The following is a 14,589-nucleotide window of genomic DNA, read 5'->3' as shown; positions in this document are numbered from 1 at the left end:
GCAAACTTATCCTGACACTTTTCTGAACAGAAATACCACGTCTTACCCGCGTGATTGGCACGATGACGGGAAGTATGAGGATCAACGTCCATGCCACAAACAGGGTCTTTCACCTTTGTCTCGTTATGGTCTTCAGACATCGTTCATTCTCCCCATTTGGCGAACAAGGCGTATGGCTTCGTGCTCTTCTTCGTGTTGATTGGCACAGTGGGCAAGGCAATCCGCAAGATGTTTGTGTAGCCGACGCGTCCAATCGGCCAATTCACCAACGGTTCTGACGTCCATGGGTCGCTCCTATAACGCGAATAACGTTAATGGGTGTGAGAGTGATCGCTATCGTTTGAAGTGTCGCGTTTGGATAGGAAAACCCACTCGCCGAGTAAAAGAGTGGCCATTACTACGCTGGCAACGATGAGCACTAACGGATCAGAGGTGGCTTTTACCCATACAAAGCCGATTAACACGATGGCATCCAGCAGTATGGCAATGCTAGGAATGACAGGGTTAGCCCCTACACTCTCTTTAAGATGACGAAGCACACCCCAGTGAATGGCAATATCCATGATCAGGTAAAAAATGATGCCGAGTGCCGCGATGCGGCTGAGGTCAAAAAAAGCGGTGAGCACTAAGCCAAACACGATGGTGTACACCAGTGTGTGCTTTTGCACACTGCCGGGCATGTGAAAATGGCGGTGAGGAACCAGCTTCATCCCCGTCAGCATGGCGAGCATGCGTGAAACGGCAAAGACGCTGGCAATGATCCCGCCCGCCGTTGCCAGCATGGCGAGGACCACGGTAAACGCAACCGCGGCTTCACCAAGCGCGGGCCGGGCCGCAGCAGCCAGGGAATAATCCTGTGTTTCAATTATTTCAGGCAGGGAAAGGTTACTGGCAACGGCAAAACCGACCAACGCATAAATCACCACGCACAGAGCAATCGAAATTGTGATGGCTTTGCCGACGTTGCGTTTGGGATCTTTAAGTTCAGAGCCGCTGTTGGTAATGGTGGTGAAGCCTTTGAAAGCCAGGATGCCGAGCGCCGTGGCACCTAGAAAACCAGCTAATGTCGGTGTGGGGGCGTCGCTACCAGAGCTGGAGCCCATTTCCAGGGAGTCGGCGATAAATACGCCGACAATACCGAATACCACAATGCCGCCTATTTTGATAAATCCGAGCACCGAGGCGACACCCTCGATCAAACGGTTGGCGGATAAATTGATCAAGAAGGCTGTTAGCAATAAGCCGACCCCAAGTAGGGGCACAAATAGCGAACGATCCCCCAGGTCAAACAGCTCAAGCGTATAAGAGCCAAACGTTCTCGCCAGAAAACTCTGTGCGATCACCATGGAAAAATACATCAGGAGCGCGTGAAAAGCGGTGGGAAGTGTCGGGCCGTATGCTTTCTGTAAATACATGCCAATCCCACCTGCCGATGGGTAGGTATTGGATATTTTGACGTAGGAATACGCACTAAACGCTACGATGACCGCAGCGGCCAGAAAGGCCAGAGGGAATAGGCGGCCAGTCATTTCGGCCATTTGGCCGGTAAGGGCGAAGATGCCGGCCCCAATCATTACGCCGGTGCCTAATGCAACGGCACCGACCAGCGAAAGACTGTTTTCTTTATATTGTGGCGTTCTATCCTGATCAGCCATGAAAACGACTCCTTATATTAATGGCAACGACAGCAGCGGTGGCTGCCAAAGACTCCTGTGCAATATTTTTTGATGTTATAGATATTAAAGATAGAACCTATGTGCAGCCACATGGCAAATGGCTCATGAAAGGGCTGATTTTGCGGGGCAACAGGCAAGTAGCTTTTACTTTAAACCAGCCAGTCTTGCTGCTGTAAAAACGCCACCTTCCGGTGGCGCGAGTTATAAAGTGCTTAACGATTTAAAACATTAACCTGACACCCGCAACCACGCCGGTGTCTTCGCTACTAGCTCCACTAGCTCGAGTAAGGTCGGCGGTATCGCCATACTCTTTTACCCAGTAAGCGCCCACGTAAGGAGCGAAGCGGCGGGTCACCTCATAGCCGAGACGCATACCCACACGCACTGAATTAAGCCCCTCGCCCACACCAAACTCCTCTACTTCACTGGCAGCAACGGCTATTTCAGTACGTGGCTGAATATAAAGGCGTTGTGTCAGGCGCAGGTCGTATTCACCCTCAAAACTGGCGGCCAGATCGCCGTCCTCGCTCAGTTGTAGGGAGACATCGGTTTCGATGCCATAAGGCATCACGCCTTGCAGGCCCACTACAGCATAGGTTCGCTCGGCGTGGTCATCGGAAAAGACGCCACCCTGGTAACCCAGGCCGCCCTGTAACTCCCAAAAGTCGGCAACCAGGCGGCTGTACAGCAGTTCAAGGGATTCGAACTCAGCATCTTCACTATCGCCTTGGACGTTCTCGCCTTCCGACTTAAGGTATACACGGTTAATATCACCGCCGTACCAGCCTTGAAAGTCCCACACAACGGCCTCTTCACCGTTATCAGGCACGCTATATTCAAGACGATCAAAGAGCGCCATCCCCATATTGTGTTCCATCATCGGGGCTGGCCAATCATTCGGCGCGTCGTATCCATCTTCTGCATGGGCAGCGGTGGTCATGACAAACGCTAAGCTAATTCCAGTGAAGTAGAGCTTGGCTTTCATACTGCCTCCTTAAGAAACCTGAACAACGCGGAACATGCCGGCATCCATGTGATAAAGCAGATGGCAATGGAAGGCCCAGCTGCCTTCGGCATCTGCCGTGATCAGCGCCGAGACACGCTCGCCGGGCTTAATATTCAGGGTGTGTTTACGTGGAATCAGCTCTCCCTGACCGTTTTCCAGTTCCATCCACATGCCGTGTAGGTGAATGGGGTGTTCCATCATGGTGTCGTTGATCAGGATCAGGCGTAGCCGCTCGTCCTTCTCGAAGTGGATCGGCCCGGTCACCTCACTGAATTTCTTGCCGTCGAACGACCACATGTAGCGTTCCATATTGCCGGTGAGGTGTAGTTCAAGCTCGCGTCCGGGCTCGCGTCGATCGGGCCATGGAGTGAAGGCCTTCAAGTCTCGGTAAACCAGTACACGGCGCTCATTGGGATCAATGCCAATGCCTACTTGACCATAACGTGAACCTGGCTGGGCTTCCCCAGACGCCAGCATGCCGTTTGCGAGTGTGTTGCGCTGCTCTCCGGTCATGCCAGTCGGGTGACCCATGCCGCTCATACCTGACATGGCGGAATGATCCATGCCTTCCATGTTGGAATGATCCATACCGTCCATATTGGACATGCCTGAGTGATCCATCCCCTGCATGTTCGACATTCCCGAATGATCCATACCGTCCATGTGGACACTCATCGCTTCCATGCCGCGGTCGGCAATCTGACGACGATCAGGAGTCTCTGCCTGCATGCCTTCGCGCGGAGCTAGAGTGGCACGGGCGTAGCCGCTGCGATCCATTGATTCGGCGAAGATGGTGTAGGCTTGATCGTCTTCGGGTGACACCAAGACGTCGTAGGTTTCGGCAACGCCGATACGGAACTCATCGACAGGAACGGGCTGAACCGGTTGGCCGTCGGCGGCCACTACGGTCAATTTGAGGCCGGGTATACGTACATCGAAGTAGGACATCGCCGAGCCGTTGATCACTCGTAGCCGAACACGCTCACCCGGCTTGTACAGGGCGTTCCAGTTTTCTTCTGGGGAGTGGCCGTTGAGTAGGTAGGTGTAGGTACTGCCGGTAACGTCGGCAATATCCCGCGAACTCATGCGCATTTTGGCCCACATGCTGCGCATCTCGACGGTGGGGGTTAAACCATTTTGCCGCACATCGGCAAAGAAATCGGCAATCGTGCGTTCCTGGAAGTTGTAATAACCCTCCATGGTTTTCAGATTGCGAAATACCGACATGGGGTCTTCAAACGTCCAGTCCGTCAGCAACAGCACGTGTTCGCGGTCATAGCGGAAGGGCTCGCGCTCGGCGGCGTCGATAATTAGCGGCCCCACGTGGCCTAGCTGCTCCTGCATGCCGGAGTGGCTGTGGTACCAATAGGTGCCGTTCTGGCGCACAGGGAAGCGGTAGGTGAATGTTTCACCGGGCTCGATACCGGCAAAGCTGACCCCCGGTACACCATCCATTTCCGGGGGCAGAATCAAGCCGTGCCAGTGAATTGAGGTGGACTCATCAAGCAGATTGGTTACGCGCAGCACTGCGTCCTGGCCTTCCTTCAGGCGAATCAACGGGCCGGGGCTGGTACCGTTGATGCTAAAGGCGCTGGCCTCCTGGCCATCAATAGGAATGGATTCACGCCGAATGGCCAGCGATACTTCCGGGCCTTCTTCCACTCCTTTGGAATAGACGTTTGTACGCCCCCAGGGGTTGGCCCAGGCGGGGCTCAAACCCATGGCAGAGCCCAACCCCAACGCCGCACTGCCTTTCAGCACCTGTCGGCGTGAAAGCGGGTGGCTGATAAAATTTGAACGCGTCATCTAAAACTCCCATCGCTGATGAATTCCATCATCTTGGGGGAGCAAGCTGAATCAATGCTGAATAACCGCTAACAGGTATTAATACCTGTTAATGGCAGCGTGGTAATGACCCGCAGACCACCCAGCGGGCTGCGTTCGAACTGGCAGTGCCCTGCGTAACGCGCCACTAGCTGTGCAAGTATGGCAAGCCCCAGGCCGTAACCAGGACGGCGTTCATCCAGCCGGGTACCGCGCTCGCCCAGGCGTGCTATATCGCTTTCAGCAACGCCGGGGCCGTCGTCGTCAATCGTTAGTGTTAGAGCGAATTCAGAAGTGCTGATATGGCAACGAATCGCTTTGGTGGCCCATTTGCCAGCGTTATCCAACACAATGCCCAACATCTCGGCGTAATCGTGGGCCTCGATAGGTACCTGGTCGCGTTGATTGACCGCTTGCGTTAGCTCGAACACCTGCTGAGGATAGAGACTCTGAAACATGCCCATCAGGCGCTGAGTGTCGCGGGTGAGGTGGGCCATGCGCCCCGCATGGGGGCCTGCAATACGCGCGCGGCGAAGCTCAGCATCTAACTGGGCGTTGATATCCTCCAATCGCATCAGTACCTTGTGGCGGCGGATTTCATCAATGGGTCTGCCGCCTCTAAGCACTTGGGTGATCGCCGCCAACGGTGTCTTAAGCGCATGAGAAAGGTTGGCTACCGACTCTCGTGAGCGCTGCAATCGCAAGTCGATGTCATCCATAAAGCGATTGAGCTGTGCGACCAAGCTATCAAGCTCTGAAGGGGCGGCAAGGGAAAGTCGTTGACGCTCACCCGCCTGCAGCTCTTCAAGTTGTTGTCGCAGTTGCCACAAGGGCTTCAGGCCACGATTAACGGCCAGCATGTTGAGTGCAACCAGCACCGAGAGCAGACCTGCAGCAATACCACCTACCCACCAATGCAAAGTGGCTAAACCTTTTTCTACCTGAGAAAAATCTTCACCAATTAACAATACGCCGCTGGTGCCTTGCCAATCGAATTGCTGGCGATACACCAGTAAGTGGCGCTCGCCGCGCTTTACCTCGACTAGCGCATCACCCGTTTCCTCAAGTAATGTTGCCAACTGACGTTGCCATTCTGGGTGTGAGGCGCTGATCTCACCATTAAGTCGCAGCACGTAAAGGTGATGAAAAACCTGATAACTTTGACTTGTCGATGTGAGTGAAGAGGGTATGGCTAACTGATCATTTTCCAACTGCGATACTGCGTGTTCGGCTTCGCGCTTGAGGCGTTCACCGAGAAAATCCTTAGCAAGATTTTGCAAAAACACGCCGTGCAGCAACCATGTCAAACCAACGACTAGGAGCGCAGCGCCTCCCAGCCAAGCTAGCAGACGAAACCGTAAGCTTCGTTTATTAACGTGAAACAAAAACGTACCCCTGGCCGCGGCGCGTCTGGATAATCGATTTGCCAAGATAGCGGCGCAAACGAGCCACGTATACCTCTACCAAGTTGGGTGCGGCGGCGTCTTGCTCTAACGCGTAAAGCTGTTCCAGTAGTCGCTCCTTGGAGTGGATACGGTCAGGGTGGAGCATCAGGTAGCGTAGTAGTCGAAACTCGGTGGCGGTAAGCGAACGCCATGTTGCCCCTTCGCTGGAAACGCGCTGGCCTGCTTCATCCAGGGACACCCCGTTGAGGGTGATGACGTGGGATAGCTGGCCAGACTGCCTGCGCAGCAGGGCCTTCAAACGCGCCATCAGTTCGGCTTCGTGAAAGGGTTTGGTGAGGTAGTCGTCGGCCCCTGTTTCCAAGCCAATGACCTTGTCTTCCCAGGTATCGCGCGCAGTGAGTATCAGGACAGGGATCGTGCGTTTTTGCTTGCGCCAACGCGTGATTAGCTCAAGACCCGAACCATCGGGTAACCCAATATCCAGGATGGCAAGCTCGTACTCCTCGGTTGCCATGAACGACATAGCCGACTTAACGGAGTCGGCTATGTCGACGAGGTAACCGTTGTCTTTCAGACTTTCAGCCAAACTTTCAGCTAATAGGTCATCGTCTTCTAAAAGCAACAGTTTCATAGGTTACATCGCGTTAGAAATTAATGTCACCATACATCCCTGATTCATAATGACCAGGGATATTGCAGGCGTATTCCAAACTCTCAACATTCGAAGGGGCAGTCCACACCAGTGTTTTGGTCTCACCTGCCCCGATGGTGATAGATGGCATCTGCCCGCCGTGCTCACCTTCTGCCATGTCGTGGCCACCGTGCCCGCCATGAGCGTCACCATGGCCACCACTCATTTCCTGCATCATTATCCGATGCTCTTCCTGGGCGGCTTTATCACCTATTACAAATTCGTGTTCAAGGCTGCCATTATTGATAATTTCAAACCGAATAGTTTCACCTGCTGTGACTTGGATGTCTTCAGGATCGAACCACATATCACCCGCTTCTACGCTAATCGTGCGGTCAGCCTCGGCATTGTTCGCGCTGTGCTGACTGTCCTCGTGCTGACCAGCGGCCCATGCAGTGAAGGTTAAGGCACTAAGCGATATCGTTAGTAAGCCAAGCATCAGGTAATTCGTGCGCATTATATTTGCCTCGCAATGGTATTTACCCGTTAGTTATATCGCGTCAACCTGAAATGAGCCTGAACCGAGGGTCTTCTAATGACCTGCATCAAAAAAACATTGTTAAACATGATGGCTAACTTGACCTCTGTGTCACACACAGGTTGTAAGCTTCAGCTGTGTAATAAGCATGTTGGTTTCATTGCTTTAATGCTCGTAGGAGTTTTGCCATGATGAACGCAGACTGTTTTGCCTTTATGAGCTCTTTGGGCTGGGTAGGCTGGTTAATGCCTCTGGCATTTTTATTGTTGACGGGGCTTGGGATCGCGTCGCTTACTAAATATCTTTTTAGTCGTTCTCATCAAGGAGGTCATGCATGAGCCGTTTAACGACATCACTATTTTTATCTGGTGCACTGGTTCTGGGGGCGACCTCGGCCCATGCGGCACTGCCTGACGAGGCCACACTGTATAAGAACCCCCAGTGCGGCTGCTGTGACGCTTATGCGCGCCATCTTGAAGAACTCGGCGTAGAAGTAACGATTATTGATGACGTAGAGTTAGGCGACATCAAGCAGCAAGCGGGCGTGCCTTATGGTCTGGGGTCGTGCCATACCATTGAGATGGGCGAGTATTGGATCGAAGGCCATGTTCCGATGGAAGCCGTGCAGGCGTTGTTTGAGCAACAGCCTGATGTTGACGGAATTGGTTTGGCGGGTATGCCCATTGGCACACCGGGTATGCCGGGGCCTCAGGATGAACCCTATAACGTCTACGCGTTTAGCGATCAGCAAGATGAGCCGTTCATGACGCTGGCGCCGTGATGCTGTGCGCCTCAGGCTCGTTACCTGATGGCGCTTTTTTGCGAAAGCGGGCGCACGTAAGGCCTCCCTCATGCTTTTTTGGCGTGGATATAAAACGTATAGCATCGCGTAGCAACAGCGTGTACAGAGGGTGCCATAGAGTTTTTCAAAACCTTTATACCCAATAGCCGGGTTGCTCACCTCAATCATGACTATGCTGAAGTCGTTACGACATTCATAAAACGACAGCAATGAGCAGGGAAGGCGCATAGTTATGAACCCACCTAATAGCGCTGAAAGGCATCGCGAAACCGCACAGAATGGCGCGGAGCGCTCGAACGTCTCTTTAGTGGTCAATGGAGCAAGGCACCAGCTTGAACTGGATAACCGAACGACGCTGCTGGATGCCTTGCGTGAACATTTAAAACTCACCGGCACCAAGAAGGGCTGCGACCACGGGCAGTGCGGCGCTTGCACGGTGTCGGTGAATGGCGAGCGGATTAACGCCTGCCTGACGCTGGCGGTGATGCATGAAGGTGATGACGTGGCGACCATCGAAGGATTAGGGGAAGCGGATCATCTTGATCCCATGCAGCAAGCTTTCCTCGATCATGATGCCTTCCAGTGCGGCTACTGCACGCCGGGCCAGATTTGCTCGGCAAAGGCAGTGCTAGAGGAGATTCGAACGAAACTGCCCAGCCATGTAACGAAGGATCTGACCGCACCTATTGAGGTGACCGACGCCGAGATACGCGAGCGCATGTCGGGCAATCTTTGCCGCTGTGGCGCTTACGCCAATATTCTAAAAGCCATTCATCAGGTGGCGGAGGAGCGCGCATGAGAGCCTTCTCCTATGAACGCGTGTCTAATCCCGCCCAGGCGGCCGCCCGTGCCGCCGAAGTGCCTGGCGCCAAATTTATTGCCGGTGGCACCAACCTGCTGGATTTAATGAAGCACGAGATTGAAACCCCGCTGCACCTGGTTGATGTAACGGGTACCGGGCTCAACGCTATTACCGAGACCAGCAACGGCGGTCTGCGTGTGGGGGCATTGGTGAGTAACAGTGCGCTAGCCGCCGACCACCGAATTCGTCGTGATTATGCGGTGCTCAGCCGAGCCCTTGTCTCGGGCGCATCGGGCCAACTTCGCAACAAAGCCACTACCGGCGGTAATCTGCTCCAGCGCACACGTTGCCCCTATTTTTACGACACCGGCATGCCCTGCAACAAGCGCTCGCCTGGGGCTGGCTGTGCGGCACTCGGCAAAGGCGCCAGCTCGCGTGGGTTGGGCGTTATCGGTACCTCAGAGGCGTGTATTGCCACGCATCCCTCGGACATGGCCGTTGCGCTCAGGGTATTAGATGCCGAAGTGGAAACCGTCACGTCTAGTGGGGAGACGCGGCGCAAGCCGCTTGATGCGTTTTACCAACTGCCCGGTGACACTCCCGAGGTAGAAAACACCCTGGAGGCGGGCGAGATGATTACCGCCGTCGAGCTGCCCGCGCCGGTCGAAGGCCACCACGCCTATTTTAAGGTGCGCGACCGGGCCTCTTACGCCTTTGCGCTGGTCTCCGTTGCACTTATCCAAACGCCGGAGGGCAAAGGACGTGTCGCGCTTGGCGGCGTGGCCCCCAAGCCTTGGCGCCGTGACGACGCCGATGCGGCGCTGCCCCAGGGCGCATCAGCGGTCATGAGCCAATTACTGGACGGCGCCCGCCCGACGCAAGACAACGCTTATAAGCTTACCCTGGCAGAGCGAACGCTTGCCGCGCTGCTGGCTCAGGAGTGACCCATGGACTTTAATCAATCAGCGGAAGATAACCTGTTTGACCGTGCCCGTATTGTCGGTAAACCCCATGCGCGAATCGACGGCACGCTTAAGGTGATGGGGCGTGCGCCCTATGCTTACGAGCGTAATGACGTGGCGGCGGATCAACTGGTGGGCTATCCCCTGTGTGCGACTATTGCCAAGGGTAGAATTACCCACATGGATGCGTCTTCTGCCCGCGCCGCCCCGGGCGTAGTATCAGTGGTAACAACGCTGGAGATTGAGCCGCTTGATCGCTCGGAAAATAACGTTGCCCGGCTTTTCGGAGGAGATTTGATCGAGCATTATCATCAGGCGATCGCGGTAGTGGTGGCGGATACCCTGGAGCAGGCACGTAGCGCCGCGGCGCTGATTGATGTCAGCTACCAGCAAGAGCAGGGTGTCTTCGACCTTGAGGCTGCCTGGGAAAAACTTGATAACACCGGCGAACCACTGTCAGACGTGGGTGACGTTGACGCGGCGTTTCAAACGGCGGACTTCACGCTAGATGAAATTTATCGCACCGCTTCTCAAAGCCACGCCATGATGGAACCCCACGCGTCGATTGTTGACTGGTCTGATGGCGGGAAAATGACGGTGTGGACGTCGAACCAGATGATCGAAATGAATAAACAGGCGTTGGCGACCTCCTTCAATATCGACCCCGACACGATTCGCGTCGAAAGCCCCTACGTCGGCGGTGGCTTTGGCGGAAAACTGTGGCTACGCGCTGACGCGGTACTCGCTGCACTCGGCTCACGCGCCTCAGGGCGGCCGGTCAAGCTGGCCTTGCCTCGCCCGCTGGTGTTCAACAATGCGACCCACCGCTCTGGCACCCTTCAACGACTGCGAATCGCTGCCGATGCCCAGGGCAAGATAACCGCCTTCGATCATGCTGCGGTTTCGCATACCCTGCCCGGCGGTAGCGGCGAGAACCCGGTTAATCAAACCCGCACTTTTTATGCCGGCGCGAGTCGTCGCGTTGCTCATCAGCTGATCGACATGAACCTTCCCGAGTCAGCGGATATGCGCGCTCCTGGGGAAGCCTCAGGGCTTGCCGTGCTGGAAATTGCCATGGATGAAATGGCGCAGAAGTTGGGCATGGATCCCGTCGAGTTCAGGATACTCAACGACACCCAAGTCGACCCGGAAGATCCCTCGAAGCCCTTTAGCGAGCGCCATTATGTCGAATGTTTACGCCAAGGCGCAGCAGCCTTTGGCTGGGAAGCGCGTAATCGCACGCCTGGGGAAAATCGCGAAGGGGAGTGGTTGATCGGCCACGGTATGGCAGGGGCCTATCGCGGAGCGCCCACGTTGGATTCCGGGGCCCGCGTGCGTTTACAGGGCGGGCGGCTGATCGTTGAAACCGATATGACCGACATTGGCACCGGCTCCTACACCATTCTCGCTCAGACAGCCGCGGAGACAATGGGGATGGCCATGGAGGACGTGGAGATTCGGTTAGGCAACAGTGCCTATCCCACTTCTTCCGGGTCGGGCGGGCAGTTTGGCGCTACTAGTTCTACCGCCGGTGTGTACGCCGCCTGTTTGGCGCTTCAAGAGCAAATAGCCAAGCACTTAGATGTCGAAACGCCGCGTTTTGAAAACAGCCGCGTGCTAGCCGGGGATACTGATTTGGCACTTTCAGAAGTGGCAAACGGCGAAGAGTTTGTCGCTGAAGATACGATCCACTTTGGCGACTTTAAAGACGACATGCAGATTGGCACCTTTGGGGCACATTTCATCGAGGTAGGGGTGCATGCCTATACCGGCGAAACACGTGTTCGGCGTATGCTCGCAGTGTGTGATGCGGGCCGCATCCTAAATCCGATCACCGCGCGCAGCCAAGTGCTCGGCGGTATGACGATGGGCGTGGGCGCTGCTTTGTCGGAGGGGCTAACCGTCGACCTCGAGCGCGGTTTTTTTGTTAATCACGACCTTGCCAGTTACGAGGTGGCGGTTCACGCTGATATCCCTGAGCAGGAGGTTATTTTTCTGGATACTACGGATGCAGCTTCATCACCCCTGAAATCCAAGGGGGTCGGTGAGCTTGGCATCTGTGGCGTGGCGGCGGCTATCGCCAACGCTATCTATAATGCCACCGGCGTTCGGGTGCGTGAGTACCCCATAACCCTGGATCGAATGATCGACCAACTCTCTAACGCTGCACCTTGATGGCCTGACGCGGAATGGCTCAAGCTGAAACGTCATCAGGTCTTTGAGGCAGCGCATAGCTGGCGGTGACATGCACCACAGGTCGCGTTTCGTCGCTGGCTGAAAATAACTGTACTTCGCCCACCGCTAAGCGGCGGCCGAGTTTGATCAGCTTGGCGTGGGCGATAATGTCATGATCACCTGACGCTGCGCGGAGGAAGTGGCAGTTTAAGTCGCTGGTCACGGCCATGGGTTCGGGGCCAATTTGCGCCAATATCGCCACATACATAGCCACATCCGCAAAACCCATCATGGTGGGCCCGGAAACCCGCGGGCCGGGGCGCAGATGCTCGTTGCCGATTTTCAAGCGCATGGTGGCTGTCATGTCGCCCACGCTCTCTATCTTGCCCATCCGCTGGGGAAAGACTTCATCCAGAAAGTGTTCGATTTGCTCGGCAGTCATTACGGTCATTATTGTTTTCCTTTATAAAAAAGCCCCGAGGAATGAACCTCGAGGCTGATTACACCATAAAACGAACTTACTATGCCTTATGCACCTATGCCTTATGCACCTGGGCCTTATGCACCTGACGCCACTCGTGCAGTAGCGGCTCGGTGTAGCCGGAAGGCTGTACACGGCCTTTGAAGATCAGGTCGGAGGCGGCTTTGAAAGCCGTGGAGCCTTCAAAGTTGGCGCTCATGGCGGTGTAAGTAGGATCGCCAGCGTTCTGCTCGTCGACTACCTTGGCCATGCGCTTGAGGGTCTCTTCCACTCGCGGTGCATCGACAATGCCGTGATGTAGCCAGTTGGCAATGTGCTGGCTGGAGATGCGCAGCGTGGCGCGGTCTTCCATCAGGCCTACGTTGTGGATATCCGGCACTTTCGAGCAACCGACGCCATGCTCTACCCAGCGAACTACGTAGCCGAGAATACCCTGGCAGTTGTTATCCAGCTCCTGCTGCTTCTCTTCATCTGACCAGTTGGCGTTTTCCGCTACCGGCACGGTGAGTAGGTCGTCCAGGTAGTCGGGCTCGCCCAACTCTTCCAGCTCGCGCTGAACGTCGGTGACGTTGACCTGATGATAGTGCAGCGCGTGCAGCGCAGCGGCCGTAGGGGATGGCACCCAAGCGGTGTTGGCACCCGCTTTCGGATGACCGATTTTCTGCTCCAACATGTTGTGCATCAGGTCAGGCATGGCCCACATGCCTTTACCGATCTGGGCACGACCGCGTAGACCGCAGGCAAGACCCACTTGCACGTTGCTCTTCTCGTAGGCCTGAATCCAAGCGGCGCTTTTCATGTCGCCCTTGCGCACCATGGGACCCGCTTCCATGGCAGTGTGCATTTCGTCGCCGGTACGGTCGAGGAAGCCGGTATTGATAAACGCCACCCGTGAAGCCGCTTCAGCGATACACGCCTTGAGGTTGACGGTGGTGCGGCGCTCTTCGTCCATGATACCCATTTTCAGGGTGTCGCGGTTCATGCCCAAAATGTCTTCAACGCGGCTAAACAGCTCGTTAGCGAAGGCAACTTCTTTAGGACCGTGCATCTTCGGCTTGACGATATAAACAGAGCCAGTGCGCGAGTTGCGCGGCTGGTCAGCGTCTTTCTTCAGATCATGTAACGCGAGCAGCGAGGTGACCACCGCATCCAGGATACCTTCCGGTAGCTCGTTGCCTTTCTCATCCAAAATCGCCGGTGTGGTCATTAAGTGACCCACATTACGCACGAACATCAGCGAACGGCCGGGTAGCGTGACGCTGCTGCCATCGGTGGTTTGCCAGGTGCGGTCGGCGTTCAGCTTGCGGGTAAACGTCTTGCCGCCTTTTTCGATCTTCTCTTCCAGATCGCCCTTCATCAGGCCCAGCCAGTTGCTGTAAACACCCACTTTGTCTTCTGAATCTACGGCGGCAACGGAGTCTTCGCAATCCATGATGGTGGTCAGAGCGGCTTCCACCACGACATCTTTAACGCCTGCCGGGTCGGTTTTGCCGATGGCGTCGTTGGGATCAATCTGGATTTCCAGGTGCAGGCCGTTGTTACCCAACAGAATCGCGTCGGGTTTGGCCGCTTCGCCGGTAAAACCAATCAACTTGCCGGAATCCTTAAGGCCCGTCTCACGACCGCCTTCCAGCGACACCACCAAGTGCTCATCACGAATGGCGTAGTTCACCGCATCACGGTGCGAGCCAGTCGCCAGCGGTGCCGCGCGGTCAAGCACGCCACGGGCGTAGGCAATCACTTTGGCGCCACGTTTCGGGTTGAAGCTGGTGCCTTTTTCCGCGCCATCCTCTTCGGATATCGCATCGGTGCCGTACAGGGCGTCGTAAAGGCTGCCCCAGCGCGCGTTAGCCGCATTCAGCGCATAGCGTGCATTGCTCACTGGTACAACCAACTGAGGGCCTGCCTGAACGGCTACTTCACGGTCAACGTTGGCAGTGGTCGCTTTGACGTTAGCCGGTGCTTCCACCAGATAGCCGACCTCTTTCAGGAAGCGACGGTATCCCGGCATATCGGTGACCGGGCCGGGGTTTTCCCGGTGCCACACGTCAAGTTTTTCTTGCAGCGTGTCGCGCTCTTCCAGCAATTGGTGGTTTTTAGGGGTCAAATCATGAAACAGACCATCCACACCGGCCCAAAAGGCGTTTTCATCAACACCTGTTCCCGGTAGCGCCTGCTCATTTATAAAACGATCTAAATCGGCTGCCACTTGTAAACGGTGGCGCGTGATACGCTCGCTCATGGGGTTTCTCCTGTGAGGATGCCCGTGGGGAATGTGTTTGCCAC

Annotated in this window: 15 protein-coding genes; 5 read left to right on the top strand and 10 right to left on the bottom strand. The window is 55.4% G+C overall.

The window, feature by feature from the left end; translation table 11 throughout:
- The 3 genes from HZU72_RS15935 to HZU72_RS15925 form a co-directional block, all read right to left on the bottom strand.
- Positions 1-140: YHS domain-containing protein (locus HZU72_RS15935; RefSeq protein ID WP_180093802.1), on the bottom strand; the 140-nt coding region annotated here is incomplete at its 3' end.
- Positions 133-285, bottom strand: coding sequence for a hypothetical protein (locus HZU72_RS15930; protein WP_235976144.1), 153 nt, complete (start codon positions 283-285; stop codon positions 133-135). The genes HZU72_RS15930 and HZU72_RS15935, both read right to left, overlap by 8 nt.
- A gap of 26 nt (positions 286-311) precedes the next feature.
- Complete coding sequence (locus tag HZU72_RS15925; protein WP_180093801.1) at positions 312-1,655, bottom strand: APC family permease; 1,344 nt, start codon at positions 1,653-1,655, stop codon at positions 312-314.
- A 20-nt stretch (positions 1,656-1,675) separates the two neighbouring features.
- On the opposite strand from HZU72_RS15925, the gene HZU72_RS15920 reads away from it, so the two are divergent.
- Positions 1,676-1,852, top strand: coding sequence for a hypothetical protein (locus tag HZU72_RS15920; RefSeq protein WP_180093800.1), 177 nt, complete (start codon positions 1,676-1,678; stop codon positions 1,850-1,852).
- Between the two features lie 44 nt (positions 1,853-1,896).
- Here the strand turns inward: HZU72_RS15920 and HZU72_RS15915 are convergent, their stop codons facing one another.
- From HZU72_RS15915 to HZU72_RS15895, 5 genes are all read right to left on the bottom strand, one after another.
- A complete protein-coding gene (locus tag HZU72_RS15915) occupies positions 1,897-2,661 on the bottom strand; it encodes a copper resistance protein B (protein WP_180093799.1) in 765 nt (254 codons plus the stop codon).
- 9 nt (positions 2,662-2,670) lie between these two features.
- The gene (locus HZU72_RS15910; protein WP_180093798.1) at positions 2,671-4,488 is read right to left on the bottom strand and encodes a copper resistance system multicopper oxidase; all 1,818 of its coding nucleotides are present in this window, start codon (positions 4,486-4,488) and stop codon (positions 2,671-2,673) included.
- Between the two features lie 68 nt (positions 4,489-4,556).
- Entirely contained in the window at positions 4,557-5,792 is a 1,236-nt protein-coding gene (locus tag HZU72_RS15905; protein ID WP_286901666.1) for an ATP-binding protein, read from the bottom strand.
- A gap of 85 nt (positions 5,793-5,877) precedes the next feature.
- Complete coding sequence (locus HZU72_RS15900) at positions 5,878-6,543, bottom strand: response regulator transcription factor (RefSeq protein ID WP_180093794.1); 666 nt, start codon at positions 6,541-6,543, stop codon at positions 5,878-5,880.
- Between the two features lie 13 nt (positions 6,544-6,556).
- On the bottom strand, positions 6,557-7,060 hold the full coding sequence (locus HZU72_RS15895; protein ID WP_235976142.1) for a cupredoxin domain-containing protein: 504 nt from the start codon (positions 7,058-7,060) through the stop codon (positions 6,557-6,559).
- A 355-nt stretch (positions 7,061-7,415) separates the two neighbouring features.
- Here HZU72_RS15895 and HZU72_RS15890 point away from each other — a divergent pair, with 355 nt between their 5' ends.
- The 4 genes from HZU72_RS15890 to paoC all read left to right on the top strand — a co-directional run bounded on the left by HZU72_RS15890 (position 7,416) and on the right by paoC (position 11,822).
- Complete coding sequence (locus tag HZU72_RS15890) at positions 7,416-7,862, top strand: DUF411 domain-containing protein (RefSeq protein ID WP_180093792.1); 447 nt, start codon at positions 7,416-7,418, stop codon at positions 7,860-7,862.
- Between the two features lie 253 nt (positions 7,863-8,115).
- Positions 8,116-8,682: a 2Fe-2S iron-sulfur cluster-binding protein gene (locus HZU72_RS15885; RefSeq protein ID WP_180093790.1), complete on the top strand. Its 567-nt coding sequence runs from the start codon at positions 8,116-8,118 to the stop codon at positions 8,680-8,682.
- Positions 8,679-9,629 (top strand): FAD binding domain-containing protein, encoded by a 951-nt coding sequence (locus tag HZU72_RS15880; protein WP_180093788.1) that lies wholly within the window; start codon positions 8,679-8,681, stop codon positions 9,627-9,629. The genes HZU72_RS15885 and HZU72_RS15880 overlap by 4 nt, the downstream gene beginning before the upstream one ends.
- A gap of 3 nt (positions 9,630-9,632) precedes the next feature.
- A complete protein-coding gene (gene paoC, locus HZU72_RS15875) occupies positions 9,633-11,822 on the top strand; it encodes an aldehyde oxidoreductase molybdenum-binding subunit PaoC (protein WP_180093786.1) in 2,190 nt (729 codons plus the stop codon).
- A 19-nt stretch (positions 11,823-11,841) separates the two neighbouring features.
- Here the strand turns inward: paoC and HZU72_RS15870 are convergent, their stop codons facing one another.
- Both HZU72_RS15870 and HZU72_RS15865 read right to left on the bottom strand, forming a co-directional pair.
- Entirely contained in the window at positions 11,842-12,273 is a 432-nt protein-coding gene (locus HZU72_RS15870; RefSeq protein ID WP_180093784.1) for a PaaI family thioesterase, read from the bottom strand.
- An 85-nt stretch (positions 12,274-12,358) separates the two neighbouring features.
- Positions 12,359-14,545 carry a malate synthase G gene (locus HZU72_RS15865; RefSeq protein WP_180093782.1) on the bottom strand — a complete coding sequence of 729 codons (2,187 nt, stop codon included), beginning with the start codon at positions 14,543-14,545 and terminating at the stop codon, positions 12,359-12,361.
- Between the last annotated feature and the right edge of the window lie 44 nt (positions 14,546-14,589).

The organism is Vreelandella sedimenti (assembly GCF_013416325.1).
In the GTDB taxonomy this organism is placed as follows: domain Bacteria; phylum Pseudomonadota; class Gammaproteobacteria; order Pseudomonadales; family Halomonadaceae; genus Vreelandella; species Vreelandella sedimenti.
This window is presented reverse-complemented; position numbering and strand designations above follow the sequence as displayed.